25 protein-coding genes are annotated in these 25,723 nt (G+C 43.8%); 10 read left to right on the forward strand and 15 right to left on the reverse strand.

The genetic code is table 11. The features are described from left to right. Positions 1–84: 84 nt before the first annotated feature. On the forward strand, positions 85–1,701 hold the full coding sequence (locus tag P0M28_RS22055; protein WP_302205161.1) for a hypothetical protein: 1,617 nt from the start codon (positions 85–87) through the stop codon (positions 1,699–1,701). Here P0M28_RS22055 and P0M28_RS22060 read toward each other — a convergent pair. The 6 genes from P0M28_RS22060 to P0M28_RS22085 form a co-directional block, all read right to left on the reverse strand. After that, positions 1,691–2,194 carry a shikimate kinase gene (locus P0M28_RS22060; RefSeq protein ID WP_302205163.1) on the reverse strand — a complete coding sequence of 168 codons (504 nt, stop codon included), beginning with the start codon at positions 2,192–2,194 and terminating at the stop codon, positions 1,691–1,693. The genes P0M28_RS22055 and P0M28_RS22060 overlap by 11 nt on opposite strands. A gap of 1 nt (position 2,195) precedes the next feature. Further along, the gene (locus P0M28_RS22065; protein WP_302210973.1) at positions 2,196–2,414 is read right to left on the reverse strand and encodes a hypothetical protein; all 219 of its coding nucleotides are present in this window, start codon (positions 2,412–2,414) and stop codon (positions 2,196–2,198) included. Positions 2,415–2,422: 8 nt separating this feature from the next. Continuing rightward, a complete protein-coding gene (locus P0M28_RS22070) occupies positions 2,423–2,764 on the reverse strand; it encodes a DUF5615 family PIN-like protein (protein WP_302205165.1) in 342 nt (113 codons plus the stop codon). A gap of 1 nt (position 2,765) precedes the next feature. Continuing rightward, positions 2,766–3,002, reverse strand: a complete 237-nt coding sequence (locus tag P0M28_RS22075) for a DUF433 domain-containing protein (RefSeq protein ID WP_302205167.1) — start codon at positions 3,000–3,002, stop codon at positions 2,766–2,768. Between the two features lie 88 nt (positions 3,003–3,090). Further along, entirely contained in the window at positions 3,091–4,167 is a 1,077-nt protein-coding gene (locus P0M28_RS22080; RefSeq protein ID WP_302205169.1) for a BT_3928 family protein, read from the reverse strand. A gap of 73 nt (positions 4,168–4,240) precedes the next feature. Continuing rightward, entirely contained in the window at positions 4,241–4,786 is a 546-nt protein-coding gene (locus tag P0M28_RS22085; protein WP_302205171.1) for a DUF1599 domain-containing protein, read from the reverse strand. 23 nt (positions 4,787–4,809) lie between these two features. On the opposite strand from P0M28_RS22085, the gene folP reads away from it, so the two are divergent. Continuing rightward, positions 4,810–5,691, forward strand: a complete 882-nt coding sequence (folP, locus tag P0M28_RS22090) for a dihydropteroate synthase (protein WP_302205174.1) — start codon at positions 4,810–4,812, stop codon at positions 5,689–5,691. A 6-nt stretch (positions 5,692–5,697) separates the two neighbouring features. Further along, entirely contained in the window at positions 5,698–6,651 is a 954-nt protein-coding gene (gene cdaA / locus P0M28_RS22095) for a diadenylate cyclase CdaA (protein ID WP_302205176.1), read from the forward strand. Here cdaA and P0M28_RS22100 read toward each other — a convergent pair. Next, positions 6,638–6,829 (reverse strand): hypothetical protein, encoded by a 192-nt coding sequence (locus P0M28_RS22100; protein WP_302205178.1) that lies wholly within the window; start codon positions 6,827–6,829, stop codon positions 6,638–6,640. The genes cdaA and P0M28_RS22100 overlap by 14 nt on opposite strands. Positions 6,830–6,939: 110 nt before the next feature. Here P0M28_RS22100 and murB point away from each other — a divergent pair, with 110 nt between their 5' ends. Together murB and P0M28_RS22110 are read left to right on the forward strand one after the other, a co-directional pair. Then, positions 6,940–8,040: a UDP-N-acetylmuramate dehydrogenase gene (gene murB, locus P0M28_RS22105; RefSeq protein ID WP_302205180.1), complete on the forward strand. Its 1,101-nt coding sequence runs from the start codon at positions 6,940–6,942 to the stop codon at positions 8,038–8,040. 229 nt (positions 8,041–8,269) lie between these two features. Beyond that, positions 8,270–8,806, forward strand: coding sequence for a DUF2911 domain-containing protein (locus P0M28_RS22110; protein WP_302205181.1), 537 nt, complete (start codon positions 8,270–8,272; stop codon positions 8,804–8,806). Positions 8,807–8,893: 87 nt separating this feature from the next. Here the strand turns inward: P0M28_RS22110 and glmS are convergent, their stop codons facing one another. The 6 genes from glmS to P0M28_RS22140 form a co-directional block, all read right to left on the reverse strand. Continuing rightward, the gene (gene glmS, locus P0M28_RS22115; RefSeq protein WP_302205183.1) at positions 8,894–10,747 is read right to left on the reverse strand and encodes a glutamine--fructose-6-phosphate transaminase (isomerizing); all 1,854 of its coding nucleotides are present in this window, start codon (positions 10,745–10,747) and stop codon (positions 8,894–8,896) included. A gap of 281 nt (positions 10,748–11,028) precedes the next feature. Beyond that, a complete protein-coding gene (locus tag P0M28_RS22120; protein ID WP_302205185.1) occupies positions 11,029–13,404 on the reverse strand; it encodes a TonB-dependent receptor in 2,376 nt (791 codons plus the stop codon). Between the two features lie 135 nt (positions 13,405–13,539). Next, positions 13,540–14,259: a DUF2927 domain-containing protein gene (locus P0M28_RS22125; protein ID WP_302205186.1), complete on the reverse strand. Its 720-nt coding sequence runs from the start codon at positions 14,257–14,259 to the stop codon at positions 13,540–13,542. Between the two features lie 62 nt (positions 14,260–14,321). Then, a complete protein-coding gene (locus tag P0M28_RS22130; protein ID WP_302205187.1) occupies positions 14,322–15,554 on the reverse strand; it encodes a putative sugar nucleotidyl transferase in 1,233 nt (410 codons plus the stop codon). A 142-nt stretch (positions 15,555–15,696) separates the two neighbouring features. Next, the gene (gene nagB, locus P0M28_RS22135; RefSeq protein ID WP_302205188.1) at positions 15,697–17,610 is read right to left on the reverse strand and encodes a glucosamine-6-phosphate deaminase; all 1,914 of its coding nucleotides are present in this window, start codon (positions 17,608–17,610) and stop codon (positions 15,697–15,699) included. A gap of 460 nt (positions 17,611–18,070) precedes the next feature. Continuing rightward, complete coding sequence (locus P0M28_RS22140) at positions 18,071–19,288, reverse strand: fasciclin domain-containing protein (RefSeq protein WP_302205190.1); 1,218 nt, start codon at positions 19,286–19,288, stop codon at positions 18,071–18,073. Positions 19,289–19,419: 131 nt separating this feature from the next. Here P0M28_RS22140 and P0M28_RS22145 point away from each other — a divergent pair, with 131 nt between their 5' ends. Together P0M28_RS22145 and P0M28_RS22150 are read left to right on the forward strand one after the other, a co-directional pair. Next, positions 19,420–19,860, forward strand: coding sequence for a helix-turn-helix domain-containing protein (locus P0M28_RS22145; RefSeq protein ID WP_302205191.1), 441 nt, complete (start codon positions 19,420–19,422; stop codon positions 19,858–19,860). Beyond that, entirely contained in the window at positions 19,821–20,438 is a 618-nt protein-coding gene (locus P0M28_RS22150; RefSeq protein WP_302210860.1) for an IS630 family transposase, read from the forward strand. The genes P0M28_RS22145 and P0M28_RS22150 overlap by 40 nt, the downstream gene beginning before the upstream one ends. 44 nt (positions 20,439–20,482) lie before the next feature. Here the strand turns inward: P0M28_RS22150 and P0M28_RS22155 are convergent, their stop codons facing one another. Together P0M28_RS22155 and P0M28_RS22160 are read right to left on the reverse strand one after the other, a co-directional pair. Next, positions 20,483–21,367, reverse strand: a complete 885-nt coding sequence (locus tag P0M28_RS22155; protein WP_302205192.1) for a DUF6503 family protein — start codon at positions 21,365–21,367, stop codon at positions 20,483–20,485. Positions 21,368–21,409: 42 nt separating this feature from the next. After that, positions 21,410–22,114 (reverse strand): hypothetical protein, encoded by a 705-nt coding sequence (locus P0M28_RS22160; protein ID WP_302205194.1) that lies wholly within the window; start codon positions 22,112–22,114, stop codon positions 21,410–21,412. Positions 22,115–23,143: 1,029 nt separating this feature from the next. On the opposite strand from P0M28_RS22160, the gene P0M28_RS22165 reads away from it, so the two are divergent. The 3 genes from P0M28_RS22165 to P0M28_RS22175 all read left to right on the forward strand — a co-directional run bounded on the left by P0M28_RS22165 (position 23,144) and on the right by P0M28_RS22175 (position 25,690). Next, a complete protein-coding gene (locus tag P0M28_RS22165) occupies positions 23,144–23,788 on the forward strand; it encodes a PQLLE family protein (RefSeq protein WP_302205195.1) in 645 nt (214 codons plus the stop codon). A 56-nt stretch (positions 23,789–23,844) separates the two neighbouring features. Then, positions 23,845–24,693 (forward strand): energy transducer TonB, encoded by an 849-nt coding sequence (locus tag P0M28_RS22170; RefSeq protein WP_302205197.1) that lies wholly within the window; start codon positions 23,845–23,847, stop codon positions 24,691–24,693. A gap of 121 nt (positions 24,694–24,814) precedes the next feature. Then, positions 24,815–25,690: an energy transducer TonB gene (locus P0M28_RS22175; protein ID WP_302205199.1), complete on the forward strand. Its 876-nt coding sequence runs from the start codon at positions 24,815–24,817 to the stop codon at positions 25,688–25,690. Positions 25,691–25,723: the final 33 nt, after the last annotated feature.

The following is a 25,723-nucleotide window of genomic DNA, read 5'->3' on the forward strand; positions in this document are numbered from 1 at the left end:
CAAACAAGCTTAGCTTAATTTAGTACTAAGAGTGTAGTGAGAGCGTTTTCTCATTACACTCTTTTTTTTATCTATCCTATTATAATGAAAACTGTATTTCGTAAATACTTTGTCATGATCGGACTACTGGTAGTAGTTAGTCCGGTGTTCTCTCAGATTGCTGAAGATGCTATACTATTTGGTCAATACTCTCCTATCGGTACGGCTCGCATTCAAGCTATTGGTGGTGCTGGATTTGCTCTGGGGGGGGATGCTAGTGCTGCTGCCCTAAACCCAGCAGGGTTGGGCTTTTATAATCGCTCGTCAATAGTAGTGACTCCCAATGCTTATGTGCGTACCACCAATACTAATTATTTAGGAGCTTCATCAGAAGTATTCGGCAATCAGTTCAATATTGCCAACTTCGGAATTGTGATTAACAATACTAAAGATGATCTTATTCCGGCAGACTGGCGAGGTGGTTCCTTTGCGGTTACTTACAATCAGATTAACTCACTAAATTTTGAAGCTGAGTATGGCTCGGCAACTACCGGCGCTTCTATTCTGGATGCGTTTGCAGGGGAAGCTAATTTTCTGGTAGATGAATTTGGGGAAAACTTCGGCACTATCCAGCAGCGAGTAAATAACGGAGACATTATTGGCTTTGCCGAAGCTGCGTTGCAAAACTTTCTGATTAGGCCTGATGATACTGGGCGAAACTTCTTCCGATCTACTCCCGATGATGCTACCACCAATCAGGCAGGAACTATTTCTGCCACAGGTAACCTCTCGCAATGGAACTTCGCCTACGGGGGAAATTATAAAGATAAAATCTACGTAGGAGTTAGTGTCGGTTTCCGTGGGTTTAGCTATGAGCTTGAAAAAGAATACCGCGAGACTTACAATTATACGCAGCAGTATCAAGACTTTATCGATGGAGATAACTTCTTCTATCCGGGTGGGGAAGGACGTGATAACGTGTCGGTTGACTTCGTTGACTACAATCAACTGAATGAAGTTATAAATATTAGCGGTACTGGTATAAATGCTAATTTAGGAGTCATCTATCGCCCGCTTACCGAGCTAACAGTGGGGCTATCGTACCAAACTCCAACATACTATAGTGTACGTGCTGAAGAATTCTTCGACTTATATTCAGAGGTAGTGGGTATTTTGGAGGTAGATGACGTAGACCAAATTTTTAATATTGGCGATGGAACTGGTAATTCTGGGTTAGTACAAGGAAATCAAGTGATAAGCGAATATAACCTTTCTACTCCTTCCCGAACTGGTATTGGCTTATCTTATTTCTTTGAGAAATCTGGTTTCATCACATTAGATGCTGAATACGTGAATTATGAGGCAAATCGGTTTTCAACGAACGAAAACTTTTCAGTAAACGAAGTGAATAATGATGTAGAAAATCTGTTTAAGTCGGTTTTTAACTTCCGTGCGGGGGGCGAGTTTCGGTATAAAATTTTGCGGTTTCGGGCGGGATACGCTTTTTACGATGACCCAACTCTCTTTCCCGACGACCGGCTGAACCGGGATCGTACTATCCTATCGGGTGGAGTAGGGATTGGTTTGCCTTCTTTTTTCGTTGATCTTACAGTAAGTCGCACCAGTTTTGATTCAGATTTCTCTCCTTACCGAGGTGCTGCGTTCATCCCTCAAGAAAATACCCAGACTCGGGCTTTACTTACTCTTGGCTTCAACTTTTAAGTTGATCTAAAATAGAATCCAAGTCATCTTCAGCGGTAACGATAAGCTTCGCTTGTCGATAGTACGGTAACCGATGGGCAAATTTATGGTAGTAGGCATTCGCAAAATTGTCAGTATCTAATTCGTGTAATAGAGGGCGAACGGCTACGCCTTCTTTTTCCATTCTCTCCGTAATCACCTCAACGGGAATATCCATAAAAATGGTCGTCCCTGCTTGGTTCATGTGGTACATATTATCAAAGAAGCAGGGAGCACCTCCTCCGGTAGCCATTACAAAATCTGATTTCTGGGAAATAGTATCTACTAATGTTTTTTGTTCTAGCGAACGGAAGTAATCTTCGCCCTGCTGAGCAAATATTTCCCGGATTGGTTGCTTGGCTTCTGCTTCAATGGCATCGTCCAGGTCAATAAATGGTAGTTCAAGCTGCTCCGCTAATTGCTTCCCCAACGTACTTTTCCCCGAACCAGGCAGGCCAATTAGAAAGAGTTTCATACTACTGGGCAACTGCTAAACCAGAATTTAAACGCTGCTGTAAATCGTCAGCCGAAGGAGTATCATTGTAATGCCACTTGCCTTGAACCACCCCATCGGATAATAAGACTATCCCCGGATTAGCCCGGATAATTGTTTTGAGAACGGTAGTGTAAGTGAAGCAGTGCGTAGTCGTAAAATCAAGATAGAAACGCCCTAAAATCATCATATCTCTATTCATCCTGATTTTTATTTGACACCTTCCAGGTATTCTCTGTGTACAATCACTAGCTTGTAAGTATATATCATTTCTTTTACTTCATCCCAACAACTATTTATTAAGCGATGAAAATCCTTCATACTCATATTGCCAGTACGAATGTGAATAATTTTAGGAGGTGGTTCGGTAACTATAATTCGATTATAAAAATCACTGTCTTTAGTAATGATGATGAGATGGTTGTCAATAGCATATTGCCATATATCTTTGTCTTTGGCCTGAGGTTCAATATCTATCTGATGAACGTATTCCTTGTTGTTCCAAAGACTGAAATAATAAGGAAGGTTCACATCAATTAAATACTTAGGCATACTACGCAGCAAGGTCGCGAATGGTGAAACTGCGCTCCATCATGCGATTAGTAAACTGCCGACAGGCTTCAATATCTTCCTTCTCTAATATAGGATATTGATGTAACAGTTCTTTTTCGCTGGTTCCAGCTAGTAGAAACCCCACAATGGTCTGTACCGTGATTCTCATGCCCCGAATAATTGGCTTACCATTGCAAATTTCATCATCAATAGTAATTCTTTCTAATAGCCTACTCATATTGCTAAGTCTTTCTATACGTACTTATTTCTAATCTAGACGATAAGTCCCCTCAGGTAGTTACGTAGATTGCTACACCAGTTATTATTCATTGTAAATCGTCAACCGAAGGAGTATCATTGTAATGCCACTTGCCTTGAACTACCCCATCGGATAATAAGACTATCCCCGGATTAGCCCGGATAATTGTTTTGAGAACGGTGGCGTCGGCGTAGTAGTGCGGAGTGGTAAAATCAGGATGCGTTGCTAGAAACTCACTGTATACCTCCTCTCCAGAAGCTGTGAGTATGATCGGTTCTACATTGTCGGGTAAGGTAGCAATTAGCTGCTGAATTTCAGCAATAGCCTCTTGGTTGGCTTTATTCACATCGTACATTACAATCGCCAGCTTATTTTCTTCAAAGGTGCCTTGGGTAAACTCGCCTTCATCGTTCCACACGCTATAGTCGGTAATTTTGGGCTGGGCTTCAGGGTTGAGCAATACCATTTCCTTGAACTCGTAACCGCCTTCGGTAGGGTATTCGGTAAACTCGGCAGTTTCCCCATCTTTTTCCATGATGTATTTATAGCGTAGAGCTTCGGAAGGCTGCATTAGTTGGGGAATATTAGCTCCGACGTAATACGCCCGAAAATCAAAGTAAGGAAGGTGTCGAATGGCGTAGATGCCTAGAAAAGTGCAAACTACTGCGGTAATCGCCACAGTAAGGTGGCTGGCCTTTAATGAAAATACTTCGTTAAAACGGTTTCGGTTAACGAACAAGATGAGGATAAGCACTAACAGAATAATATCTTTAGTAAACGATTCCCAAGGCGTGAGTTTGATAAAATCGCCGAAGCAGCCGCAGTCGGTTACTTTGTTAAAGAACGCTGAGTAGAACGTTAGGAAAGTAAAGAAGACGATTAATCCTAGCAACACCCAGGTGGTGATTTTCATGCGATAGTTAATCAGCACGGCTACGCCCAACGCTACTTCTAGTACGCTTAGAAATACCGAAAGTCCCAGTGCCAGCGGTACAAACGCACTGAAAAAAGAGGCAAAGTCCACAGCGAACACTTCAAAGTATTCTTCCAGCTTAATCGCCGTACCTACCGGGTCGTTCAGCTTCACCAAGCCGGAGAATATAAACAATCCGCCGACCAATATTCTAGCAATGTGCTTCACCATAACGATTTAATGATTAATGACTGATGAATAATGATGAATGAGTAGTTTTGCATTACTCATTCGTCATTATTCACTAATCATTACTTTTCAACTTTATAAGTGAAAAAACCGAGTAATTTATCATATCCTGATAGTTGGCTTTTACTCCTTCGGAAATCAACGTTTTGCCGTCGTTATCTTCAATTTGTTTGGTACGCAACAACTTCATTAGAATAATATCAGTCATGGAGCTTACGCGCATATCGCGCCAGGCCTCGTCGTAGTCGTGATTTTTACTTTTTAGCAGATCTAGTGTTTCTTTAGACATACGGTCGTAGAGCGGTTCAAGTTCCGCTACCGATATGTTGAGGGAAGTATCTTGCGGGAGTTCTAGCTGGATTAATGCCATAATGCAGTAGTTAATAATCCCGATAAACTCATCAGCTACCGGGTCTTGTACCTGCTGGGTGCCCTTTTCTTGAATAGACCGGATGCGCTGCGCTTTGATAAAAATCTGGTCGGTGAGCGACGGCAGACGAAGAATTCGCCAGGCCGTGCCATAATCTCGGGTTTTCTTTATGAAAATCGCTTTACAACGGTCAATTACTTGACTATATTCGCGATAGGTTTGCTCTTTCAAGATTTTTTTCTATTTATTCTTACTTGGGTACGGTAATTGAATTGGAAGCAGAAAGTAACATCTTTTTTAAGAAATTAACACTCAATCTGCGGGGAAAATTGGTAGACCTGCGTCAGCCCCACGTGATGGGGATTCTCAATGTCACTCCTGATTCGTTTTACGACGGTGGAAAATACCACCGAAGTGAACAAAAGCTACTCAGCCAAGCTGAGCAAATGTTGCAGGAAGGGGCAACAATACTAGATGTAGGAGGCTACTCTTCCCGACCGGGTGCCACTGATATTACGTTAGAAGAAGAGAAGTCGAGGGTTATTACCGCTATTGAACTGATTGCAAACCAACTGCCGGAGGCCAATATATCGGTCGATACGTTTCGAGCTGAGGTGGCCGAAGAAGCACTGCTGGCCGGAGCTTGCATGGTAAATGATATTTCGGGCGGAGAGCTTGATCCGAAAATGTTTGAAGTAGTCGCCCGGTATCGGGTTCCCTACGTGCTGATGCATATGCGGGGAACACCCCAAACAATGAAGCAGTTGACCGATTATGATAATGTAGTTGTTGAACTGCTAGATTATTTTCAGCGGAAAATCGCGCAACTGCGGCAACGTAACGTAGCTGACATTATTCTTGATCTGGGTTTTGGTTTTGCTAAAAACATTGACCAAAATTACTTTCTGTTGAAGAACTTGCGTGCGTTTCAGGAGTTAGGGCTTCCGTTACTGGCTGGCTTGTCGCGTAAATCAATGATTTACAAGCGGTTGGGAGGTAGCCCCAACGAAGCCTTGAACGGCACCACCGTGCTAAACACAATAGCCTTGATGAAGGGGGCTTCTATTCTGCGAGTGCACGATGTGAAAGAAGCAAAAGAGGCTATTCAATTGGTAGAATATATGAAGAACGAATAAAAGAAATTGATTTATCTTTTTTACATAGGGTTTTTAGAAGTTAACTGGAACGATATCTTCGATATACTGCTGGTAAGCGTACTGTTGTACCAAGTATACAAGCTGATGCGCGGCAGTGTGGCTCTAAGTATATTCTTCGGATTTTTAACCTTGTACCTTTTTTACCTAGTAGTAAGAGCCGCTCAGATGGAGTTGCTATCTACTATTTTGGGTCAGTTTATGGAAGTTGGGGTGTTGGCCGCCATTATTCTGTTTCAGCAGGAGATTCGGAAATTTTTATTGCTGCTGGGAAAAACAACGACTATTAACCGCGACAATTTTTTTAATACCTTTTGGCGAAGAAAAGAAGAGCAAGGCAAGCTAAATCTCACTCCGATTGTTGATGCTGCTAAAAGCCTGAGTGGTTCCAATACCGGAGCACTGATCGTTTTCTCTAAAAATTCTCCTCTAAAATTTTACGCTAAGTCTGGCGATGAAATTGATGCAACGGTATCAAAACGCTTGTTGCTGTCTATTTTTAACAAGTACAGTCCGTTGCACGATGGAGCTGTTATCATTTTTGAAGGAAAGATTAAAGCGGCTCGCTGCATACTACCGGTTACGGAGCAGGAAAACCTCCCAGCCGAACTGGGACTGCGCCACCGAGCCGCTATTGGCATGACAGAAATAACCGATTCACTGGTGCTGGTAGTTTCGGAAGAAACCGGGCAGATGTCGATAGTGGTGAACGGGGAGATTTACCGCAACCTTTCTACCAAAGAACTACGGCAGCGTATTAATCAGTACATGCTGGAAGAGCGCGATGAGGAAGAGTTCATCATCGATCAGGCCAAAGCGGAAGAGGAAGCGTTCATTCAGAAGAAAGAAGAAAAGCTGGAGAAGAAAGACAAGAAAGCCAAGACTGATACCAAGGTAAAGGTAGATGATAGTATAGAAGCTGAGACCACTAGCTCTTCGTAACTTCTTGCGGAAAACGCCGCCGAATTTTATTGATTAGAAATAACTTTTGAGCAGTAAAACTATTGGGGTGCATGGTTTGAAATAGTGTTTCCCATTCTTGCCACAAACCTTCTTCATCCCGCCTAAACGCCTCATGATCTATCTTTTTCTTAGCTAAATATTCTTCAAAAGTGTCCATAGCGTGGTGTTAAAGTGCATGATGCAAAGTGTTATGGTGCCTAAATAAATCTGTGATTATGTATTGTGAGCTGTAAACGAGAAGCACGCTATATCAAATACGATAACACTATGACACCTAGTATCATAACACTAAGCGACAAGAAAGGTAAAGTTTTTGCAGTAATTAAGAAAAAGGCTGGAATGGAAGTAGCTTCAAATATCTCGTTAAAAGACTATAATACCTTTGGAATAGACGCTGTTGCCCGTCATTTGGTGAAAGTTAGCTCCGTAGAAAAACTACAGGATGTACTGAAGCAAGATCGGTGGAAAGAAACTCCTAAGCTGATTTTGGGAGGTGGGAGCAATGTGCTGTTTACTTCGCCTGAGGTGGAATTAGTCGTGAAGATGGATATTCGAGGTATTGAGGTAATAGAGGAAAACGATGACTTTGTGTGGATTAAAGTTGGAGCCGGAGAAAACTGGCACGAGTTGGTGATGTATTGCATCGATCAGGGATGGGGTGGGGTAGAAAACCTCTCGCTAATTCCGGGAACGGTAGGAGCGGCTCCCATGCAGAATATTGGTGCCTACGGAGTAGAAATTAAAGATGTTTTCACTCAATTGGAAGCCGTGGATATTGAAACGGCTACCCTAAGAACCTTTAATCCTGAAGAATGTAAGTTTGGTTATCGGGAGAGCGTGTTCAAAAATATTTACAAAGAAAAGTACATTATCGCCTCAGTGAACTTTCGCTTGAATAAACGCCCTCAAATCAACACATCCTACGGAGCAATTGAGGAAGTACTCACCGAACGACTAGGGTCAACCGGAGCAAAGTCAGCGAGTATTCGCGATGTGAGCGAAGCGGTAATTCATATCCGCCAGAGTAAGTTGCCCGATCCTAACAAAATTGGTAATGCCGGAAGCTTCTTCAAGAATCCGGTTGTTCCTCGAGCTAAATTCGAGGGCTTGCAGCAACAATTTACTAGTGTTCCTGGCTATCCAGTATCGGAAAGCAAAGTGAAGGTTCCGGCGGGTTGGTTGATTGAGCAAGCGGGGTGGAAAGGAAAACGGTTCGGCAATGTAGGAGTCCACAACCGCCAAGCACTAGTGCTGGTAAACTTCGGATCGGCCCAAGGAGAAGAAATCAAAAAATTGGCCTACGACATTCAGCAGTCAGTACAAGAAAAGTTTGGTATTCTAATTCAGCCGGAGGTGAATATTGTATGAGAGAACGGAGACCGGAATTTAAAACCGATCGTTGATGGAACCAAAGAACGGATGAATAATATCCGAAACTTTGTAACCTTCAACCTATCAAACCGTGCGACGGCCGCTTGTAACTCAATGACCATTAAACAGCGAACACATGAAACAAACTACAACCCTAAGACGATAAAATACACTTGAACAAGCTTATATTTACTTTGTTCTAAGTTCATAACTTAATCAATTAATAATGAAACTAAATTCTCTTTACATTGCTCTTTCCCTCACTCTCTGTTGTTTTCTTAGCCAAACAGCATTTTCTCAAAAAGCGTTAGAAGCCAAGCCTAGTCCGTTAAATGTAGCGGCCATGAAGCAAGGTGACACCTACGTTAAAGTAGTATACTCTCGTCCGCATAAGCGCGACCGTAAAGTGTTTGGTGGTTTAGTGCCCTACGGCGATGTTTGGCGATTGGGTGCTAACGAAGCTACTGAAATTACACTTACTCAAGATTTAACCCTCGGTGGGCAAAAGCTGGCAGCCGGAACATACTCAATGTATGCTATTCCGGAAGAAGATAAGTGGACGGTGATTTTTAATAACGCTCTTGGTGAGTGGGGACACTACAATTACGACGAAAAGAAGGATGCCCTTCGGATAGAAGCTCCTACTTCTAAAACCGAGGAAACCTACGAGCCATTCACCATCATGTTTAATGAGGCCGGCACCGAAATGATTATGGCTTGGGAAGATACCAAAGTAGTTGTTCCGGTTAGTGTTGCTGCTTAACTTCTTAGGTGAAGGGTAGAAGGTAAAGGGGTAGCGAAAATACACTTGCCAAAAAGTACCCTCAACCTTGTACCCTTCACCCTTATTTTATTCTACCGTTACTGATTTGGCTAAATTTCGGGGTTGATCTACGTTGCAATTGCGTAACACGGCGATGTGGTACGAAAGCAATTGAAGCGGAATCACTGATACCAGTGGTGTAAGCAACTGATTTGTAGCTGGGATTTCTAACACATGATCGGCCATGTTGGCAATCAAACTATCTCCTTCCGTAACTACGGCAATTACCTGTCCCTTACGAGCTTTCACTTCCTGAATGTTGGAAACCACTTTTTCGTAGGAGCTATCTTGGGTAGCGACTACTACTACGGGCATTTCTTTGTCAATTAAAGCAATGGGACCATGCTTCATTTCTGCTGCCGGATACCCTTCGGCGTGGATATAGCTAATCTCTTTTAATTTTAGAGCTCCTTCCAGTGCTACCGGAAAGTTATGCCCTCTTCCCAAATAAATAGCGTTAGTAGCATCTTTATAGATGTCTGAGATATATTTGATGTGGGCGTTTAATTCGAGAGCTTTTTCTACTTTTTCCGGTATTTCATCCATCTCCTGCAACAGCGTCTGATAAAATGCTTCATCTAAGGTTCCTTTCTTACGACCAACCAGCAGGGCAAACATAGTAAGTACAGTGAGCTGAGCAGTAAACGCCTTCGTACTGGCAACGCCAATTTCAGGGCCGGCGTGGGTGTACGAACCAGCGTGAGATGCCCGAGCAATGGATGAACCTACCACATTGCAAACTCCTAGCACAATGGCTCCCTGGGCTTTCGCTAACTCAATGGCCGCCAGGGTATCCGCAGTTTCTCCTGACTGAGAAATAGCAATCACTACGTCGCCCGGATTGATAACCGGATTGCGGTAACGGAACTCCGAGGCGTACTCTACTTCTACCGGAATGCGGCACAGGTCTTCAAAAATATACTCAGCTACCAGTCCGGCGTGCCAAGAAGTTCCGCAGCCGATGATGATAATGCGGTTGGCATCCACCATATTATCAATGTACTCGCGAATGCCCCCCAGCATCATAGTACTGGTTTCGGCATTTAATCGCCCGCGCATACAATCGCTAATGGATTTGGGCTGCTCGTAGATCTCCTTGAGCATAAAGTGCTCAAAACCACCTTTCTCAATCGCCTCCAGTTCAATATCTAACGTTTGAATATACGGAGCAGTCTCCAATTCGGTGTGAATGTCTTTGATAGTAAACTTCTCGTTCTTGATGACACAAACTTCATTATCATTCAAATACACTACATCGCTGGTGTACTCTACAATCGGGGTGGCATCCGAAGCCAGAAAGAACTCACCTTTTTCTTTTCCCAGTCCGAGCACAAGGGGACTGCCTTTCCGGGCGGCAATCAGCGTATTGGGTTCCGAGGCAGAAACTATACAGATGGCATAAGCTCCAATCACTCGGGTTAAGGCTACCCGCACAGATTCTTCCAACGAAAGATTTTCGTGTTTTTTGATGTCTTCAATAAAGTGGATGAGTACTTCGGTATCCGTCTCACTTTCAAACTGATGGCCTTTATTAATAAGCTCCGTTCGTAGCGAATCGTAGTTTTCAATAATGCCATTGTGGATAATAGCCAACTCTTTATTGCCGGAGTAGTGAGGGTGGGCATTTACATCATTAGGCTCGCCGTGGGTAGCCCAGCGGGTGTGCCCAATACCAAGCGAGGCGTGCAACGTATCTTGCCCTACCTCATGTAGGTAATTCTCTAAATCTGATACTTTTCCCTGCTTTTTGTATACCGATAAGTTTCCGTTCATCAGAGCAAGGCCGGCACTATCGTACCCGCGGTATTCTAGGCGTTTTAAGCCTTTTAGTATAACTGAATGAGCGTGTCGGGATCCAATATAGGCTACAATTCCACACATAGACAATAAAATTTAAGTGGCTTGGGAAGTTATTTCTACCAAAATCAGTGCTACAAATCAATAAAGAGCTAGATTAATTCAATAAGTTATGTGAATAAATTATGAGAATTGACTAGCCAATGAGCGCGCTCACTGATCTACGAACCTACTCGGGTTCGGCTAAAAAAAAGGAAGAGCTAACAGGTAAATACTACACATGTACTATTTACCTCATAAAACGTAACTAAAAGATTTATATTGGAGATTGCGCTACAACGTGATCAACTCGTTCTCACCTGACATTACCACGAAAAATCAATCACAATGCCTATTGTTGGCAATGTAGCACTGTTATCAGTTTCATCTACCTCTACCAGGTTGCGAGGTTGAGCAATTTGCCCGGCATCAGTACGAGCCAATACATAAGAAGGAGGTTGAGGTAAATTACTTCCTAGCACATTCTGAATTTCAAAAAATAAGTTGAGTGTCCAACGGGTAAAGTTCCACTTTTTATCTACTCTAATATCAGTCTGGTTAAATGCACCTAAACGCGTATCGCCAAGCAGATCGTAGTCAAAAAAGAAAATAGGGTACGTATCGGTAGAAGTTTCTATATCAACCGGAGCGAAGGGAGCAGGTCCTAAGTAGCGAACCCGTAAACCAATTTCCCAGTTGCGCGGTAGCTTATACCCTCCGGTGAAGGTCAGTAAGTGACGGTTGTCCCAAAGCGACGGGCGAAAAATTCCATCTACCCCAGTGAACTCGCTCCAGTAGAGGGTGTAGGCTAGAATACCGTAAAAGTTGCGAGCTAGCTTTTGCTGTAGTAAAAATTCCAGTCCGTAAGTTCGTCCCTGACCATCGGTGGTTATTTCTTCGTTGCCCAGTACCGAAAAATCTCCGCCAAGGTTAGCCAGTGAAACGCCGTCTCGTACCGATACCGGATAATTGGCGTAATCTTTATAGAAGCCTTCCAGGGTTAAGCGAGTAGATCGGCGGGGTAAAAACTCTAAACCGGCTACGTAGTGGTCGCTTCGGGTGTAATCTCCGTCGCGGTTAGCAAATTCACCGTCTTGGTTCTGAAACCCTAATACGGTGTAGGGCAAAATTTTGTAGTACCGCCCCCAAGAAGCATTAAGTGTCCACCGAGAAGAAGCATTGTACGCCAGCGAAACGCGGGGCGAGAAGGTATTTAGCACGTTATTGCCGTCGTCAGTAAACGTATTACCGTCTACCCGAAAGCCAAACGATGGGGTAAAACGCTCATTGAAAAACGAGCGAGAAGCCTGAGCAAATACTCCGTAGCGAAAGAAGTCCAGATTGGTTTCGAAGGATACATCGTTTGTCACGTCGGTGGTAGTATTTTCGTAGCGAGAGTATTGCGCCAGAAAACCGCTGTTAAGCGTCCAGTCGTTAAGAAAATTGGTTAGCTCAAAACGCAACTTGTTTTCATCTTCTACCGATTCATTCCTGAAAACCAAATCCGTTTCATTCACATTATCGGCAAACTGCCGGAAGTTATTGTTCAAAATATTCCCGCTTAGGGTAGCTCGGAAGAACCCTTTGCCTTCTCGGAACCGTTTGCGCCAGCTTACTCCAATTGTACTAGTCCACTGCTGAATGACGGGCACTTGATCTAGCGTAGCCTGTTGATCCTGCGTAATGTCATCGGGAGGGTTAATCCGAAAATCGTCCAGCGAACCAACTCCAATCAGGTTGATTTCGTTGCGGTCATCAATTTTATGATTGATTTTGTACTGATAATCCCAGTAATCGGGTAAAAAAGGTAAGTCAATGAGTTGAAACAGAAACTGAAGGTAGGAGCGACGCACCGAAAAAATGAAAGTAGTATTCGCTAAAGAATCTTCGGCCGGTTTCTTAAACAGTGGCCCTTCTAACGTGAGAGCGGCTTCGCTAGCTCCTAACCGAAAGTTCAGCCGTCGATTCTGAGGATCACCATTCCGCTGATCGAACTGGAGCACTCCCGATAGCACATTATCGTACTGAGCGGGGAAGGAACTGGTACTCAAAGTCACTCCTTCAATGAAAGAAACGTTGAGCAAACCGACAGGGCCTCCGGCACTGCCCTGAGTAGCAAAGTGGTTAATATTGGGAATTTCCACCCCGTCGAGGTAATACACATTTTCGTTGGGAGCCCCGCCCCGAATAATCACATCATTCCGAAAACCTACCGACCCTGATACGCCCGGAAGCGACTGTACTACCCTGGCAATATCATTGTTACCTCCCGGATACGTAGCGATTTCCTCCTGCGATAGCCGCTGAATAGAATTTGGAGTTTCTTGGCGTTTTTCAAACGGGCTGGCTTGCACCACCACTTCGCTTAGCTCATCCACGGCTTCTTCTAGCGTAAAGTTTAAGTTGGGGTTTCCACCCGACCGTACTACCACGTTGTAGCGGGTACTCGACTGATAACCTACGTAAGAAGCCGTAATATTGAACGATTGCGTAGGAATATCTTTAATTGTGTAGAAACCATTGATGTCAGTGGTGCTTCCTAGCGTGCTGCTTTCCAAACGCACGGTTACCCCAATAAGCGGTTCTTCGGTTCGGGCATCGCGCACAAACCCGCTAATCTCTCCGGTATTTTGAGAAAATACTGAACTAGATACCGTTGCTAGCACAGAGCAAATGAGAATAAAAATAAAACGTTGAGTCATAGGAGTCAATCCTGCAAAAGTGTGGGTGTTACGAAATTATTCAGACTACTAAAATTAGCTTAGGATTGTTAGGGAGAAGTAATGTTAAATGAAAAGAAGTAGTGTGAGTTGTTGTTTTTTGGGAATCAACCTTTGCTAAAGTTGCCATAGAGTAATAATATCAGTGCGGTTCATTCCGGTCTTAATCTCTTCACTGAGTTGCCAGCGAATAAGTTGTTCATCAATATCAGCGTACCGAGGAGTGCATGTCCACGGCTGATAGAAAATACTGGCAAGAAAATCATTTGTATCCTGCATTAACCCTAGCGATTGGGTTAGCTCTTCTCGAAGTAAATGCTTTTGACAGACAAGTGATTCGGTTCGCTCAGTATCTACGTACATGCTGCCCCGATTAATACTGTAACCTGCGTTCCAGTAAATCCAAAAAATACCCCAGTTTTCTTCCACCAATGGGGCTGCTGCCGGTTCGTATTCAGTAGCGTAGGTTTGGGCATCGCCGAAGTAGATAAGGTAATTAGACTCAGTGCGTGTTGCTACCAGATTTAGTGAGATTGTAGTGCTTAAATCGTTAATTTCGGCTATTATCTGGTTCAACTCTTGCATTAATTCGGTATACGTGGTATCAACCACAAATATTCGAATATCCTGATTCCACTTTTTAACCACTGGAGGAATATTCGCTAGTTCACCACCCAAACTGATCTTTAAAAAATATTGCTGCTCTGCCGTTAGTTGAGGTTTTTTAATAGATGATTGGGGGGAAGCATCATCATCTGAATCGCATCCAACGATGACTAGAAAAATGAAACACGTGTAAACCCACCCAGTGGATTTGAATTGGATAAGCTCCTTCATTATCAAGGTACCAAAATACTTGTATTAAGTTAATAAGATATCTTGCCGTTACTAGCACTTAACTAAGAAAACTCGGAAGAACGATGCTGCGATATATGTTTCAGAATATCCAAATCGTTCGGGTCAGGCCGTTGATTGCGGCGACCTAGTACCCGTTCTAGTACCTCTACCGCTTTTGCAAACCGAAATTCTACCAACGATTCGCTACCACCCCAGGAGAATGAAGGAACAAATTTGGGCAAAAAGCCCCCACCAAATAAGTTAGCGAACACTCCTACGGTAGTACCGGTGTTGAACATGGTATTGATCCCACATTTGCTATGATCGCCCATCATCAGTCCGCAGAAAGTCTGCCCACTATCGACAAGTTCACGGGTACGATAATCCCACAGTTGCACTGGTTGGTAATTATTCTTCAAGTTTGAGGTATTAGAATCAGCCCCAAAATTGCACCACTCACCGATGACTGAATTGCCTACAAAGCCTTCGTGCCCCTTATTGCTATTGGCCTGCACCACAATATTTTTCACCTCGCCACCAATTTTGGAGCTGGGACCGATAGTAGTAGCCTCCCGTACTTTAGCCCCCATATTTACGTGGGCTCCCTCTAGCATAGCAAATGGCCCTTTGATGACTGCATTTTCGTGAATAGTTGTATTCTTGCCTAAATACACCGGGCCACTTTCGGCGTTGATGATGGCGGCTTTAATATTCGCTCCTTCCTCCACAAATATTTGAGAGTCGCCGTAGGTGCGCGTGTATTTATCGGTAATCGTTGCGGAAGAGCGGTTTTGGGTTAGGTGCGCGTAATCCGCTTCAATCTGGCTACCGTTCTGCTGGAATATATCCCACACCTGCTGTATTTTGACTATTGACTGAGCGTAGGTAATACTCCGATAATCAGAAAGCAGTGCAGGTAAATTACCTAGCTGAAGGTTACTACTACTGAGTGACTGTAAATCTTCACCGGGCACCCGGGCGGCAATAAAGCAATCACCCTGAAAAAGAACGGTGCGAGACTCTAGTATCTTAGCACGCTGAATGAGATCGGTATTTGGACAAACCGCTGGGTTTACTAGTAAGTTATCTTCCTCAATAATCAGCGAATACTTGGATTGCAGATAATCCACGGTGAGATAAGAAGGATTAGTCAACACCATTTCTTCCGCTAGATACATCTGCCACTTCTCACCCAAAGTGCGAATACCCACTCGCAGCGTAGCCACCGGACGGGTAAGCGTAAACGGCTTCAGCGAGTCCCGAAAGTTGGGCAGGTCAACAAAAACTAGCTGCATAATTCTAAAGGGTAAAAGGTAGAGTATAAAGGGTTAAAGGCAATACTGGTTGATAATTTAAACTAACTCTATGAGAAACTCTTGAACAACGATACCCTTCAACCATCCACCCTTCACCCGCGCCGCGTCGGCTTCTACCTTTTCAAAAGATGTGTCGGACAAACGCCTCAATGGCTTCGTATTCGGCTAGGCCCAGGTCGTCGTAGGCATTAGCGGTAGCTTGGTTACGATCTTCGGCACGTTGCCAGAACTCCCGTGGATCAGAACCAGGAAATAGCGGACGGTCTTTTTGCGATTGGTGCTTAAAGATAGCACGGCGCTTTCGCATCAGTTCCACCGGACTGATCGGTACGGCCATCTCAATCTGATGAATATCCCACTCTTGCCAAGCCCCCCGATAGAGCCATACGTAGCAATCATCTAGCCAAGCTTCGCCCTTTAATCGATCCAGCGCCGCAAAAATGGCGTTTAGGCATACCCGGTGCGTACCGTGCGGATCAGAAAGGTCACCCGCAGCGTAGATCTGATGAGGCTTAATCTTTTGTAGTAAGTCTACAGTTAGCTGAATATCTTCTTCCCCTAAGGGCTTTTTACGTACTTTACCCGTTTCATAGAACGGCATATCCATAAAGTGAGCGTTCTCATCGGGAATACCACAGTAACGACAAGCGGCCTTTGCTTCACCCCTTCGAATGAGTCCTTTAATTAATTGAACCGGGCGCGGGTCAGACTGACCAGGCTCTTTGCTCTCCATAGCCTCAAATACTTCATCAAATAGTGAATCAATACGTTCGTTCTGCAAGCTGAAGACTTCTTTAAAATCTTTAGCAAAATCGGCAAAGCGTAGCGCGTCATCGTCAAATACCGCGATATTACCCGAGGTCTGGTAAGCTACATGAACCTCATGGCCTTGATCTACCAGCCGAAGCAAGGTGCCTCCCATAGAAATTACGTCATCGTCGGGATGGGGACTAAAAATAAGTGCCCGCTTAGGGAAAGGTTGCGCCCGTTCGGGACGTTGACTGTCATCGGCATTAGGTTTGCCACCTGGCCAACCGGTAATGGTATGCTGTAGTTCGTTAAATACTCGGATGTTAATATCGTAAGCCGGACCGTGGTCGGCAATAAGATCGCTCATACCATTCTCGTTGTAGTGTTCTGGAGTGAGCTTAAGAATGGGTTTATCCACGCGGCCACAGAGCCACACCACTGCTTTACGAGTCAGTGCTTGAGTCCAGTCGCAAGGGCCTACCAGCCACGGGGTTTTTATGCGGGTAAGCTCGGCGGCGGCTCCTTCGTCTACAATAATTTCAGCATCAGCATGGTTCTGGAGAAAAGTGGCGGGCACCTGATCGGTGATAGGGCCTTCAATTGCCTTTTGAATAACCACGGCTTTTCCTTCGCCCCAAGCCATGAGAATAACCTTACGAGCCTCCATAATGGACTTTACCCCCATAGTAATGGCTCGGCGGGGAACAAATTCTTCCCCAAAAAAGTCGCTGGCAGCGGCGATACGAGTGGTCTTATCCAGGTTAATAAGGCGAGTACGAGAGGCTTCACGGGAACCAGGTTCGTTAAAGCCAATATGTCCGGTACGCCCAATCCCCAGCAGTTGAATATCAATTCCTCCGGCATCTTGTATCATTTGTTCATACTGAGCGCAGTACTCACCAATCTGCTCAATAGAAACAGTACCATCGGGCACGTGTACATTACTTTTGTCAATGTCTACGTGGTCGAAGAGGTACTCATTCATGAAGCGTACGTAGCTTTGCAGCTTATCAGGCTCCATAGGATAGTACTCATCCAAATTGAATGTGATTACATTCTTAAAGCTCAGCCCTTCTTCTTCGTGCATTCGCACCAGCTCATCGTATACTCGGGTAGGTGAGGAGCCGGTAGCCAAGCCTAGTACACAATTTTCACCTGCCTGCTGCTTCTCTTTAATTGATTGCTGAATGTTTTTAGCAATCTCTAAAGAAGCCGCGCCAGCGTCTTCATAAATGGTAGTCGGTATTTTCTCAAACTGTCTCTCCAGCGTAGTAGCAGGGTTCATAGAAGGTAGAATTAGGTGTTAACAAGTACCCTGCAAAATTAGGCAGGATTTTATCAATCTGCAACGCGCTTTTGCCAACTGTCTATTTTAGGGCGTTAACTAATTGAGGCAGTTCGCCATTGGCGAAGGGTACGGTAATCTCTCGCTATTCTCCGTGAATAATTCTCTCTACCGTAGTCACTAATCATTAGCGCGCCAGATAGTCCTTTTAAAACAAGTGTTATATAATAAACCTTATTCTGATAATTATTTACTCCGAGGTTCGTGACATCACGAACCTTAGGAGTTTATCGGAATACCCTCTAATATTTTAGGCAGGAAGTCTTAGAGTTGATAGCGCATCGTCTAAGAAAATATCTCAAAGCCACCAGGTGTTGTGCAACAAAAAAGCTGACGGTTGTCTAATAAGACAGCCATCAGCTTCCAGCTAACAATAGCTATTTGTAGAATACTGCTAAAGCTAAAGTGATTCAATATCTGGGGGAACCACAAACCATACATCATTCACTCCCTGACCATTGATCGCTCCCCGGTTCATATTATCGTTCACAAAGAAATAAAGAGGGCGGTGGCGGTACATGGTAATATCGCCTTCTTCGGTAGTGGTTGTGCCAAAGTCATCACCAGATAATAATGAGGGTACGGTAACTCCATCAATCAAAAAGGGAGGCCAAGCATCCAGGCAACCACCTGTACAGTTAGATTGCTCAGCAGAATCTACGGTAAACAAATACAGGGTTAGCCCATCTTCATTCACCAAATAATCGGTCATTTCACCGTCTATCTCCTGTCTTCCTAAGAATACGGTGTAATCTTTGGCAACAAACCATACATCGCCTAAACCATCTCCTTCAACATCTCCGGGTGCAGTATCATTTTGAAAGAAGTATAAAGGCCAACCTTTGTAGGTAGTCTGCGGGCTTCCATCCTCTCGGGTAATAGTACCAAAGTCGGTGGTGTTTAATCCTGAACCTACCGTAAGTTCTTCAGCGTAAAATACTGGCCAACGTTCAACACAGCCTCCGGTGCAAGCACTTTCTCCGTTAACGTCGGGGGTAAACAAGTAAAGCGTATTGCCTTCTGCGTCTACGAGGATTTCACCAAAAGTATCATTTTGACTAAGTTGAACGGCTGGGGTACTGGTAGTGGGTGGTAGCAATACTCCTTCAATAGTGTGAACAATACCGTTGGAGGCCTCCAAGTCAGTATCCAGCACTTTAATATTGTTGATAAATATGTACCAATCGTCTAGCGTAACGGTTACGTTCTGTCCCTGGAGGGTTTCCAGCATAAGGCCATTATCAAGTGTAGCTCGGGTAGCTCGTAGGTTTACTACATGATACAGTAGTACGTTGGTAAGCACATCCTTATCAATCTCTTCTAGCCCGCTCACTCCGAGCTGCTCAAATAAATCTTTGAAAGCTTTGTTAGTGGGAGCAAATACCGTAAATGGTCCACGTTCGTTCAAGGCATCAACTAAATCAGCTCGCTTCAGTGCATCTACCAATATTGAAAGGTCTGGTGACTCTTGAGCAAGTTCAACAATGGTAACCTCAGTGTTATCTCTATCATCAATTTCATCAATAATATCTTCAAGAATTCGCCTACAGCTACTAAACGAAAAGAGAACGGTTAGCAGAATAAGTGATGCCAAGGTGGGGTGTGCAATGCGTTTCATATCAGAATGTTAGTTAGGGTGTAGATCGAGAACTTAACTTAAACAGATATGTTTTTAGGGCATTTAAGAATATGTTAAACAATTGTTAAGTAATATGACAAAATTAATTTAACAAGATATATCTTTACACTATGAAAGGTAAGAAAAGATATATTACTTTGGATGAGAAGCAACGCAAAGAATTACTGGCGGGCTTCAAAACTGGCAAAAAACCCGTCTTCAGAATGCGTTGCCATTTGATTCTGCTCAGTGATCAGGGGCATGGTGTCCAGCAGATTGCCGAGCTATATCAACTAAGTCGGCAAAGCGTGGCGAACTGGTTCACACGCTACGAGCAAGGAGGCATTACGGCTTTGCATACAATACAAGGTAGAGGTAGACGGCCTATTTTACGTATTGACAATGCGGTAGAAGTCCAGCAGGTTGAACAGTTGGTTGATCGGCATCCACAAACACTTCGGCCGGTCTTAGTTGCTTTGAGTCAACAAGGGAAGGTGCTATCTAAGCGAACGTTGCAGCGATTTTTAAAAAGATTGGACGGAAATGGAAGCGGTTCCGAAGAAGTCCGTTAGGCCAACCCGATCAGAAAATATATGAACAGAAGTGTCAACAACTCGTGATATTACACACGTTAGCTGCCTTGGGCTATATTGATTTGCGATTTGGCGATGAAACTGGCTTTTCCATGGCTCCCTCCGTTCCTTATGGTTGGCTGCCAGTAGGAAGCCAACGGGCGATCCGTTCCGACAGTGAGCGGGTCACCAATGTGTTTGGTCTGATGAACAGGCGCCAGCAATTGAGCAGCTATCCTACCCAAGGGCATATCAATGCAGAATTTATCATTCAGTGCCTAGACAATTTCTGCACCACAATCCCCCAACTGACAGTTGTGGTACTAGACAACGCTTCATGGCATACGGCCCGAGCTATTCAAGCTAGAAGAGAAGCATGGCAAGAGCAAGGGCTTTTTCTGTTTTATTTGCCTACGTATAGTCCGCACCTGAACCCCATTGAGATACTATGGCGAAAGATCAAGTATGAGTGGCTAAAGCCTGAAGCCTATAGCTCCAAAGAACAGCTACAGCAAGCGATCTTCAATATCCTGAGACAGTTTGGAACCGAGTTTCAAATCAACTTCTCACTCACCTAAATGTTGTTACACTAATTATGTTACACTACTTAGTGTAGTCTGCCTTACATTTCTGAGATTAATCTTGCGTCCTCAGGAGCCTCAAAATAAGTGTTGGTGATGTCTGGCGTAAATTCTACTCGGCTAACCGCTATCTTGGTAATATGCTCAGCCGGTTGTTCGCCCTTCCACCAGTAAGTATCAAATCCAGTAGCTAAAGTAATGCCGTCAACAGTTTGGTGCCCGATCCAGGCCATAAACTTTTCCGGTAAATGACCACCATCGGGAAAGTAGCCAGGGTAAGAGACAATGTAGCGAGTCACATCTACCCGTTTAGTTTCCCGATCAATATACACCACGTAGTAGTCATCGGGGGCATCACCCACGTTCTCGCCAAAGGTGATTTTTACAGCATCGTAAACACGGTCTTGGTAGGTTTGCTCACCCAAGAGTTCAAAGTTAGTGCCTTCATCTGCCAGTACGAAGGGAATACCCACAAAGTAATAGGGGGTGAGTGACCAAAAACGGGTATTGTAGGGCATTTCCGTATCAGCCGGATGTATCCAGGCTTGCGTGCCCGTCCAGCCGTATTCTCCAGTAGTATCTATTCGCTGGTGGCGCGTGCGAGCCGACCAGTAATCGGCCACTTCGTAAGTATTACGAGGAGTGCTGCCATCCAGTGGTTGATAGTTAAACTGAAAAGCCAGTGGCCCATTGCTAAACCACTGGGTTAGTCCCCCGTGAGCTTCGATAGCCTGCCACACGAAAGTACCAGCATTAGAAGAATTCAGTCGCTGCTGGGCTTTAGCTACTCGCTCATCAATCCACGAAGATGGTACACGAGCCAGTGAATCCAGTGCAGCACTTTCAGTCTCGGCGGGGGGCGAGGGAGTGGCGCAGTTGGTTAGTATTAGTATAATTACTGTAAAAAGGAGAAGCGGTAATTTCATGAAATATGAGTTTAGTTAATTGTCGCTTACGGCAAAAGTCGGTTATTGAGCGACAACTACCTCAAACATATGGTGCTCATTATCGGCGTAAGGCTCCCAGTAGGGTCGGTCACCAAACGTATTGTTTTCACTAAATACTTCAAACCCCTCTTCGGTATTCCAGATTCCAAACAAAGAAATAGTAGAACTATCCGTACTGTTGAGGGTCATAATAAAGTCTAGGGTAGGTTCCGATCGTACCATTGCGGTAGTCATGCCTTTAGCAATGGTAGATAAGGTGTCTACTGCTGATTTTCGTTTCATTAAGAACTCAGAGTACTGAACGGAACTGGTAGTATCTAGCGCGGCAAGCTTAGCGTCTTTAGATCCGTGATTTACAACTTTAGAGGTAAGTATCTTGTAGCTGTCGTCAGGCATTGCATCCGTAGCGTACTCTTCAGCCGCCGCTTCCGAATTCCAGGTAGTAATTTGTACTACTCGTCCCTCGTTACGAGCTTTAAGTACCATACGGCTTGCTAAATCAGGTTTATTAATGACAGCTGTACTAGCGGATAGCGTGCTATCGACCGTAGTCGCGTCAGTATCCCATACCTCGAAAACATATAATTGGTTAATAGTGGTGTCTACGGTAACCGAAGCTGACGACGATTCTGACTTTTCTGCCGTTTGATCTTCAGTAGTTTCTGATGCGCCACAAGCCGACAATAGCAGAGCAGTTATTGAAGCTAATAAAAAAGTGAACTTCATAGCAAATAGGGTAGGTTACAGGTTAATTTCTAGTGTCCTATACTTCTCGCCTACGGCAAAAAACTTGGAAAAGTTAGGGTAAAATAACGTAAACCTTATCAAGTTTAAGTTGGTGTAGTATAGTCTTACTATCCCTAGTCAAAATTGTAAGCAGCTTGCTTAAAACATAACACTCAAACTCAAATAAATGAAGTTAAAGCACTTAATAACAGTACGGAATACAAAATGACCATTAGGAGATTGAAATTGATGGTTAACCAAACCGCTTAAAACAAAATGTACGTAATTGGATAAAGCAGGTAACGGCTATTAATTACATTGACTTGCTTCTACAGTATCATCATAAGAATCTCCGTCATCTATTCGGGAGCTTCCGGCACTTATCACCTGATAAGTGGTAATAGTCAGACAAGAACGAAAGTAAAGTAGGGCTTACTTGCATACTCATTCATAAAGTTTCAACCCAAAAGGTAAACGTTTTGGTATGCTGCGTTAGCTAAATTGTAGCCGATCACTCTCTTTACTAAAGTTTATTCTAGCAGAAACACCAATTGAATAGTACCACTAAAAGGCAGAGCCAGTGTAAAACGATAGGGTTCCTTGGCTTACCAATAGCAAAGAATAGTCGAAACAACGGAAGTAAATAGCTCCTCACCCTGAAAATAACAAAATTTACTACTGAGAAGTGACTTACCACGCTTGTAACCACCGTAAAACGTCATTGGTTAGCGGTACTGACCGACAAAATTAAAAGAAGATATGATTGAGGAGCCACTCCTCAATACATTGTATAAAATAATCAGTACGTAGGATACGAATAAACTTACCAAAATAACAGCATAATACTGCTTGCTTGGTATAGCATCTGGCTAGTTGAATGTACGTTTAAAGTAAGAAAAGCTAGTGATACTTAGTAACAATTAAGCAAAACAAAGGAGACGGCAGTAAAAATTACTTAATAAACTAACTAGGCTTTTTAGCGTGGTGCCAGTAGAAACTGGGTACTACCTTTACAGCAAAGAGATTACTATGAAGATTGAAGATTTGCTACGGAAGTCAGACAAGGCCATTGACGGGGTACTGAAAAATAATGCTTGGCAGAAAAAAGTGAATCCTTTAGGGTTTACCACTGCCGAGCTACAGAAGGGAAAAGCGATGAGGGCGGAGCTACAGCTACTGTCGGTAGCTCAGCAAAAAGAGTACGGTGAGCAGTACTCGGCTACCGATGCGCTACACCAAGCCCGGCAAGCAGCCTGGAAAATATATAAGCATCACCTACAGGTAGCTCGCTTAGCTCTGGCAGATGATCGAGGACAGTACAAAGCATTGCAGTTAGACGGAACGCGGGAAAAAGGACTACTAAAATGGGTAAAGCAAGCGCGGACCTTTTATGCTAACGCGCAATTGGCGTCTACCAAACTTAAAGCCTATGGCATCAAATCTGAAGATTTAGCGCAGGGGGCATCCTTAATTGAAGCCGTATATGAAGCTTACGATCGCCGCGATAAAGAACAAGACGAAGCCCGGCAGAGCACTCACGCTCGCCGTCAAAAAGAAATGCAGCTTACTCGTTGGATGCGTCGCTACGTGCGGGCGTTAAATTTTGCCTTCGAAAACCAACCGGAGGTGCTTCAGGAACTGGGGCTAAAGGTAAAAGAGGAAACTAACGCGTAACAATATAGTAGCGGGAAAATGGCGTGCTATAAATAGCTACCGTAACGATGCATAATTTGAAGTATTTAGTTCTGCTAGGAATTTTGAGTATTGGATTAAATCAGCCTCTTCATTCTCAAGATACTCTGTACTTAAACGCTAACTGGCAGGTAGTAACGAATTATAATTTAGCCAAATATAAACGTGTACTTCAGAAGGAGGGTAATGGCTGGTATGTAGAAGATTACTACTATCCTGCCAATACTTTGCAAATGAAAGGTCACTTATCTTCTCTTTCTCCCGATGTGTTAGAAGGCTCAGTTGTATTTTACTATAAGAACGGAAACATAGAGAAGCAAGGCAGTTACGTAAAAGATCGGCGGATGGGCGTGCACAAGGAGTATTACGAGAGTGGTCAGATTCAGTCGGAGATAGACTATCGTTCTGAGGGACTACATTTTATTCAGATGTGGAATGAAAAGGGTGAGCCTCAGTTGAGTAATGGTACTGGCTCTTACCAAAACGTGACTTCTAACGGAGATATTCAGTTTGCTTTTATTGAAGATTATAAGATGGTAAAGAACTATACAGTACGCCAGCAACAGCAGGATACAGTGTATAGCATGGTAGAAGTATTACCGGAATACCGGGGAGGGATGGAGAAATTCTACCGAATCATTCAAAAACAACTAAAGTATCCGAAATCGGCTCGGCGCAAAGATATTGAGGGCGTGGTCTACGTTCAGTTTACAGTTGACAGACAAGGGCAGGTAACTGAGGTGAAGACACTTAAAGGAATTGGCAATGGCTGTGATCAAGAATCGGAACGAGTGGTGCAGCAAAGTAAACGATGGTCGCCAGGTTTGGTAAACAATAATCCGGTGAAATGCCGAATGGTACTCCCCATTACTTTTAAGTTGCGCTAATAGAAACACCTCGAGCAGTAGGTAAAAGCTGGCACTCCTTGTGTACACCTGAGCTAACCTATTCTATCTGAGGATCCTGATCCGTATTTTTCTTATTTTAGGTGCGTAATCATGATCCTACATGAAGTATTTATTTGTATTTGGATTATGCATCGCAAATAACCTATCATCCTGGGCGCAGGATACCGTTTACTTCAATAAAGATTGGCAAGAAGTAAGCGATTGGAAAGATGCTGCTTACAAACGCTTAATGAAGCGGACGGCTGTAGGGTGGTATATTAATGACTTTTATTACCCTAGCGACAGATTGCAGATGGAGGGAGAAGTGTCTTCCTTAACCCCTCCTATTCTAGAGGGCTATTGTGTTCACTATTACCATAATGGAAATAAGAAAAGAGAAGGAGGGTATAAAGGTGGAAGACCAATAGGATTGCATAAGGAATATCACCCTTCCGGACAAACTAAAACAGAAATTGATTACCAAACTGATGGTTTATATGTTGACCAAGTATGGGCAGAGACGGGAGAACCGTTGCTTCAGGAAGGTAACGGAGAGTACGAAGACGTAAACGCAGATGGGGATAAGGTCTACCAGAAAATTCGTAAGCACGGCGTAGCATTGAGTTATACTGTACGAACTCAAGAGCTGGATACTTTATACTCTGTGGCTGAACAGATGCCTGAGTATCCGGGTGGGTACGATCGTCTCTACCGGTTCGTTCGAAAAAAGTTAAAGTACCCCAAAGTAGCACTCAGAGCTAGAATACAGGGGGTAGTTTATGTACACCTTATTGTAAACAAAACTGGAGAAATCACTGAAGTAAACGTAATAGAGAATATTGGAGCTGGCTGCGGCAAAGAAGCAAAACGGATAATTGAAAGGCTGAAAACCTGGAAACCCGGAGAGGTAAACGGTAAGCCAGTAAAAACTCCAATAGTGCTGCCTATCGCTTTCAAGTTAAAGCAAAAGCGTATATTTTTTGTAGGTAACATTTAAGACTACTGATTCACAGGGGAGAGTGATGCTCAT

This window comes from Tunicatimonas pelagia, from assembly GCF_030506325.1.
Classification (GTDB): Bacteria; Bacteroidota; Bacteroidia; order Cytophagales; family Cyclobacteriaceae; genus Tunicatimonas; species Tunicatimonas pelagia.

What these genes read in the sequence shown, in the direction of transcription:
- P0M28_RS22130 (WP_302205187.1), bottom strand. Translation starts at nt 15,554, where the DNA reads ATGCAGCTAGTTTTTGTTGACCTGCCCAACTTTCGGGACTCGCTGAAG.
- P0M28_RS22110 (WP_302205181.1), top strand. Translation starts at nt 8,270, where the DNA reads ATGAAACTAAATTCTCTTTACATTGCTCTTTCCCTCACTCTCTGTTGT.
- P0M28_RS22160 (WP_302205194.1), bottom strand. Translation starts at nt 22,114, where the DNA reads ATGAAGTTCACTTTTTTATTAGCTTCAATAACTGCTCTGCTATTGTCG.
- P0M28_RS22070 (WP_302205165.1), bottom strand. Translation starts at nt 2,764, where the DNA reads ATGCCTAAGTATTTAATTGATGTGAACCTTCCTTATTATTTCAGTCTT.
- P0M28_RS22060 (WP_302205163.1), bottom strand. Translation starts at nt 2,194, where the DNA reads ATGAAACTCTTTCTAATTGGCCTGCCTGGTTCGGGGAAAAGTACGTTG.
- P0M28_RS22120 (WP_302205185.1), bottom strand. Translation starts at nt 13,404, where the DNA reads ATGACTCAACGTTTTATTTTTATTCTCATTTGCTCTGTGCTAGCAACG.
- P0M28_RS22080 (WP_302205169.1), bottom strand. Translation starts at nt 4,167, where the DNA reads ATGGTGAAGCACATTGCTAGAATATTGGTCGGCGGATTGTTTATATTC.
- P0M28_RS22175 (WP_302205199.1), top strand. Translation starts at nt 24,815, where the DNA reads ATGAAGTATTTATTTGTATTTGGATTATGCATCGCAAATAACCTATCA.
- murB (WP_302205180.1), top strand. Translation starts at nt 6,940, where the DNA reads ATGACACCTAGTATCATAACACTAAGCGACAAGAAAGGTAAAGTTTTT.
- P0M28_RS22075 (WP_302205167.1), bottom strand. Translation starts at nt 3,002, where the DNA reads ATGAGTAGGCTATTAGAAAGAATTACTATTGATGATGAAATTTGCAAT.
- P0M28_RS22145 (WP_302205191.1), top strand. Translation starts at nt 19,420, where the DNA reads ATGAAAGGTAAGAAAAGATATATTACTTTGGATGAGAAGCAACGCAAA.
- P0M28_RS22125 (WP_302205186.1), bottom strand. Translation starts at nt 14,259, where the DNA reads ATGAAGGAGCTTATCCAATTCAAATCCACTGGGTGGGTTTACACGTGT.
- glmS (WP_302205183.1), bottom strand. Translation starts at nt 10,747, where the DNA reads ATGTGTGGAATTGTAGCCTATATTGGATCCCGACACGCTCATTCAGTT.
- P0M28_RS22165 (WP_302205195.1), top strand. Translation starts at nt 23,144, where the DNA reads ATGAAGATTGAAGATTTGCTACGGAAGTCAGACAAGGCCATTGACGGG.
- P0M28_RS22055 (WP_302205161.1), top strand. Translation starts at nt 85, where the DNA reads ATGAAAACTGTATTTCGTAAATACTTTGTCATGATCGGACTACTGGTA.
- P0M28_RS22065 (WP_302210973.1), bottom strand. Translation starts at nt 2,414, where the DNA reads ATGAATAGAGATATGATGATTTTAGGGCGTTTCTATCTTGATTTTACG.
- P0M28_RS22140 (WP_302205190.1), bottom strand. Translation starts at nt 19,288, where the DNA reads ATGAAACGCATTGCACACCCCACCTTGGCATCACTTATTCTGCTAACC.
- P0M28_RS22100 (WP_302205178.1), bottom strand. Translation starts at nt 6,829, where the DNA reads ATGGACACTTTTGAAGAATATTTAGCTAAGAAAAAGATAGATCATGAG.
- nagB (WP_302205188.1), bottom strand. Translation starts at nt 17,610, where the DNA reads ATGAACCCTGCTACTACGCTGGAGAGACAGTTTGAGAAAATACCGACT.
- P0M28_RS22155 (WP_302205192.1), bottom strand. Translation starts at nt 21,367, where the DNA reads ATGAAATTACCGCTTCTCCTTTTTACAGTAATTATACTAATACTAACC.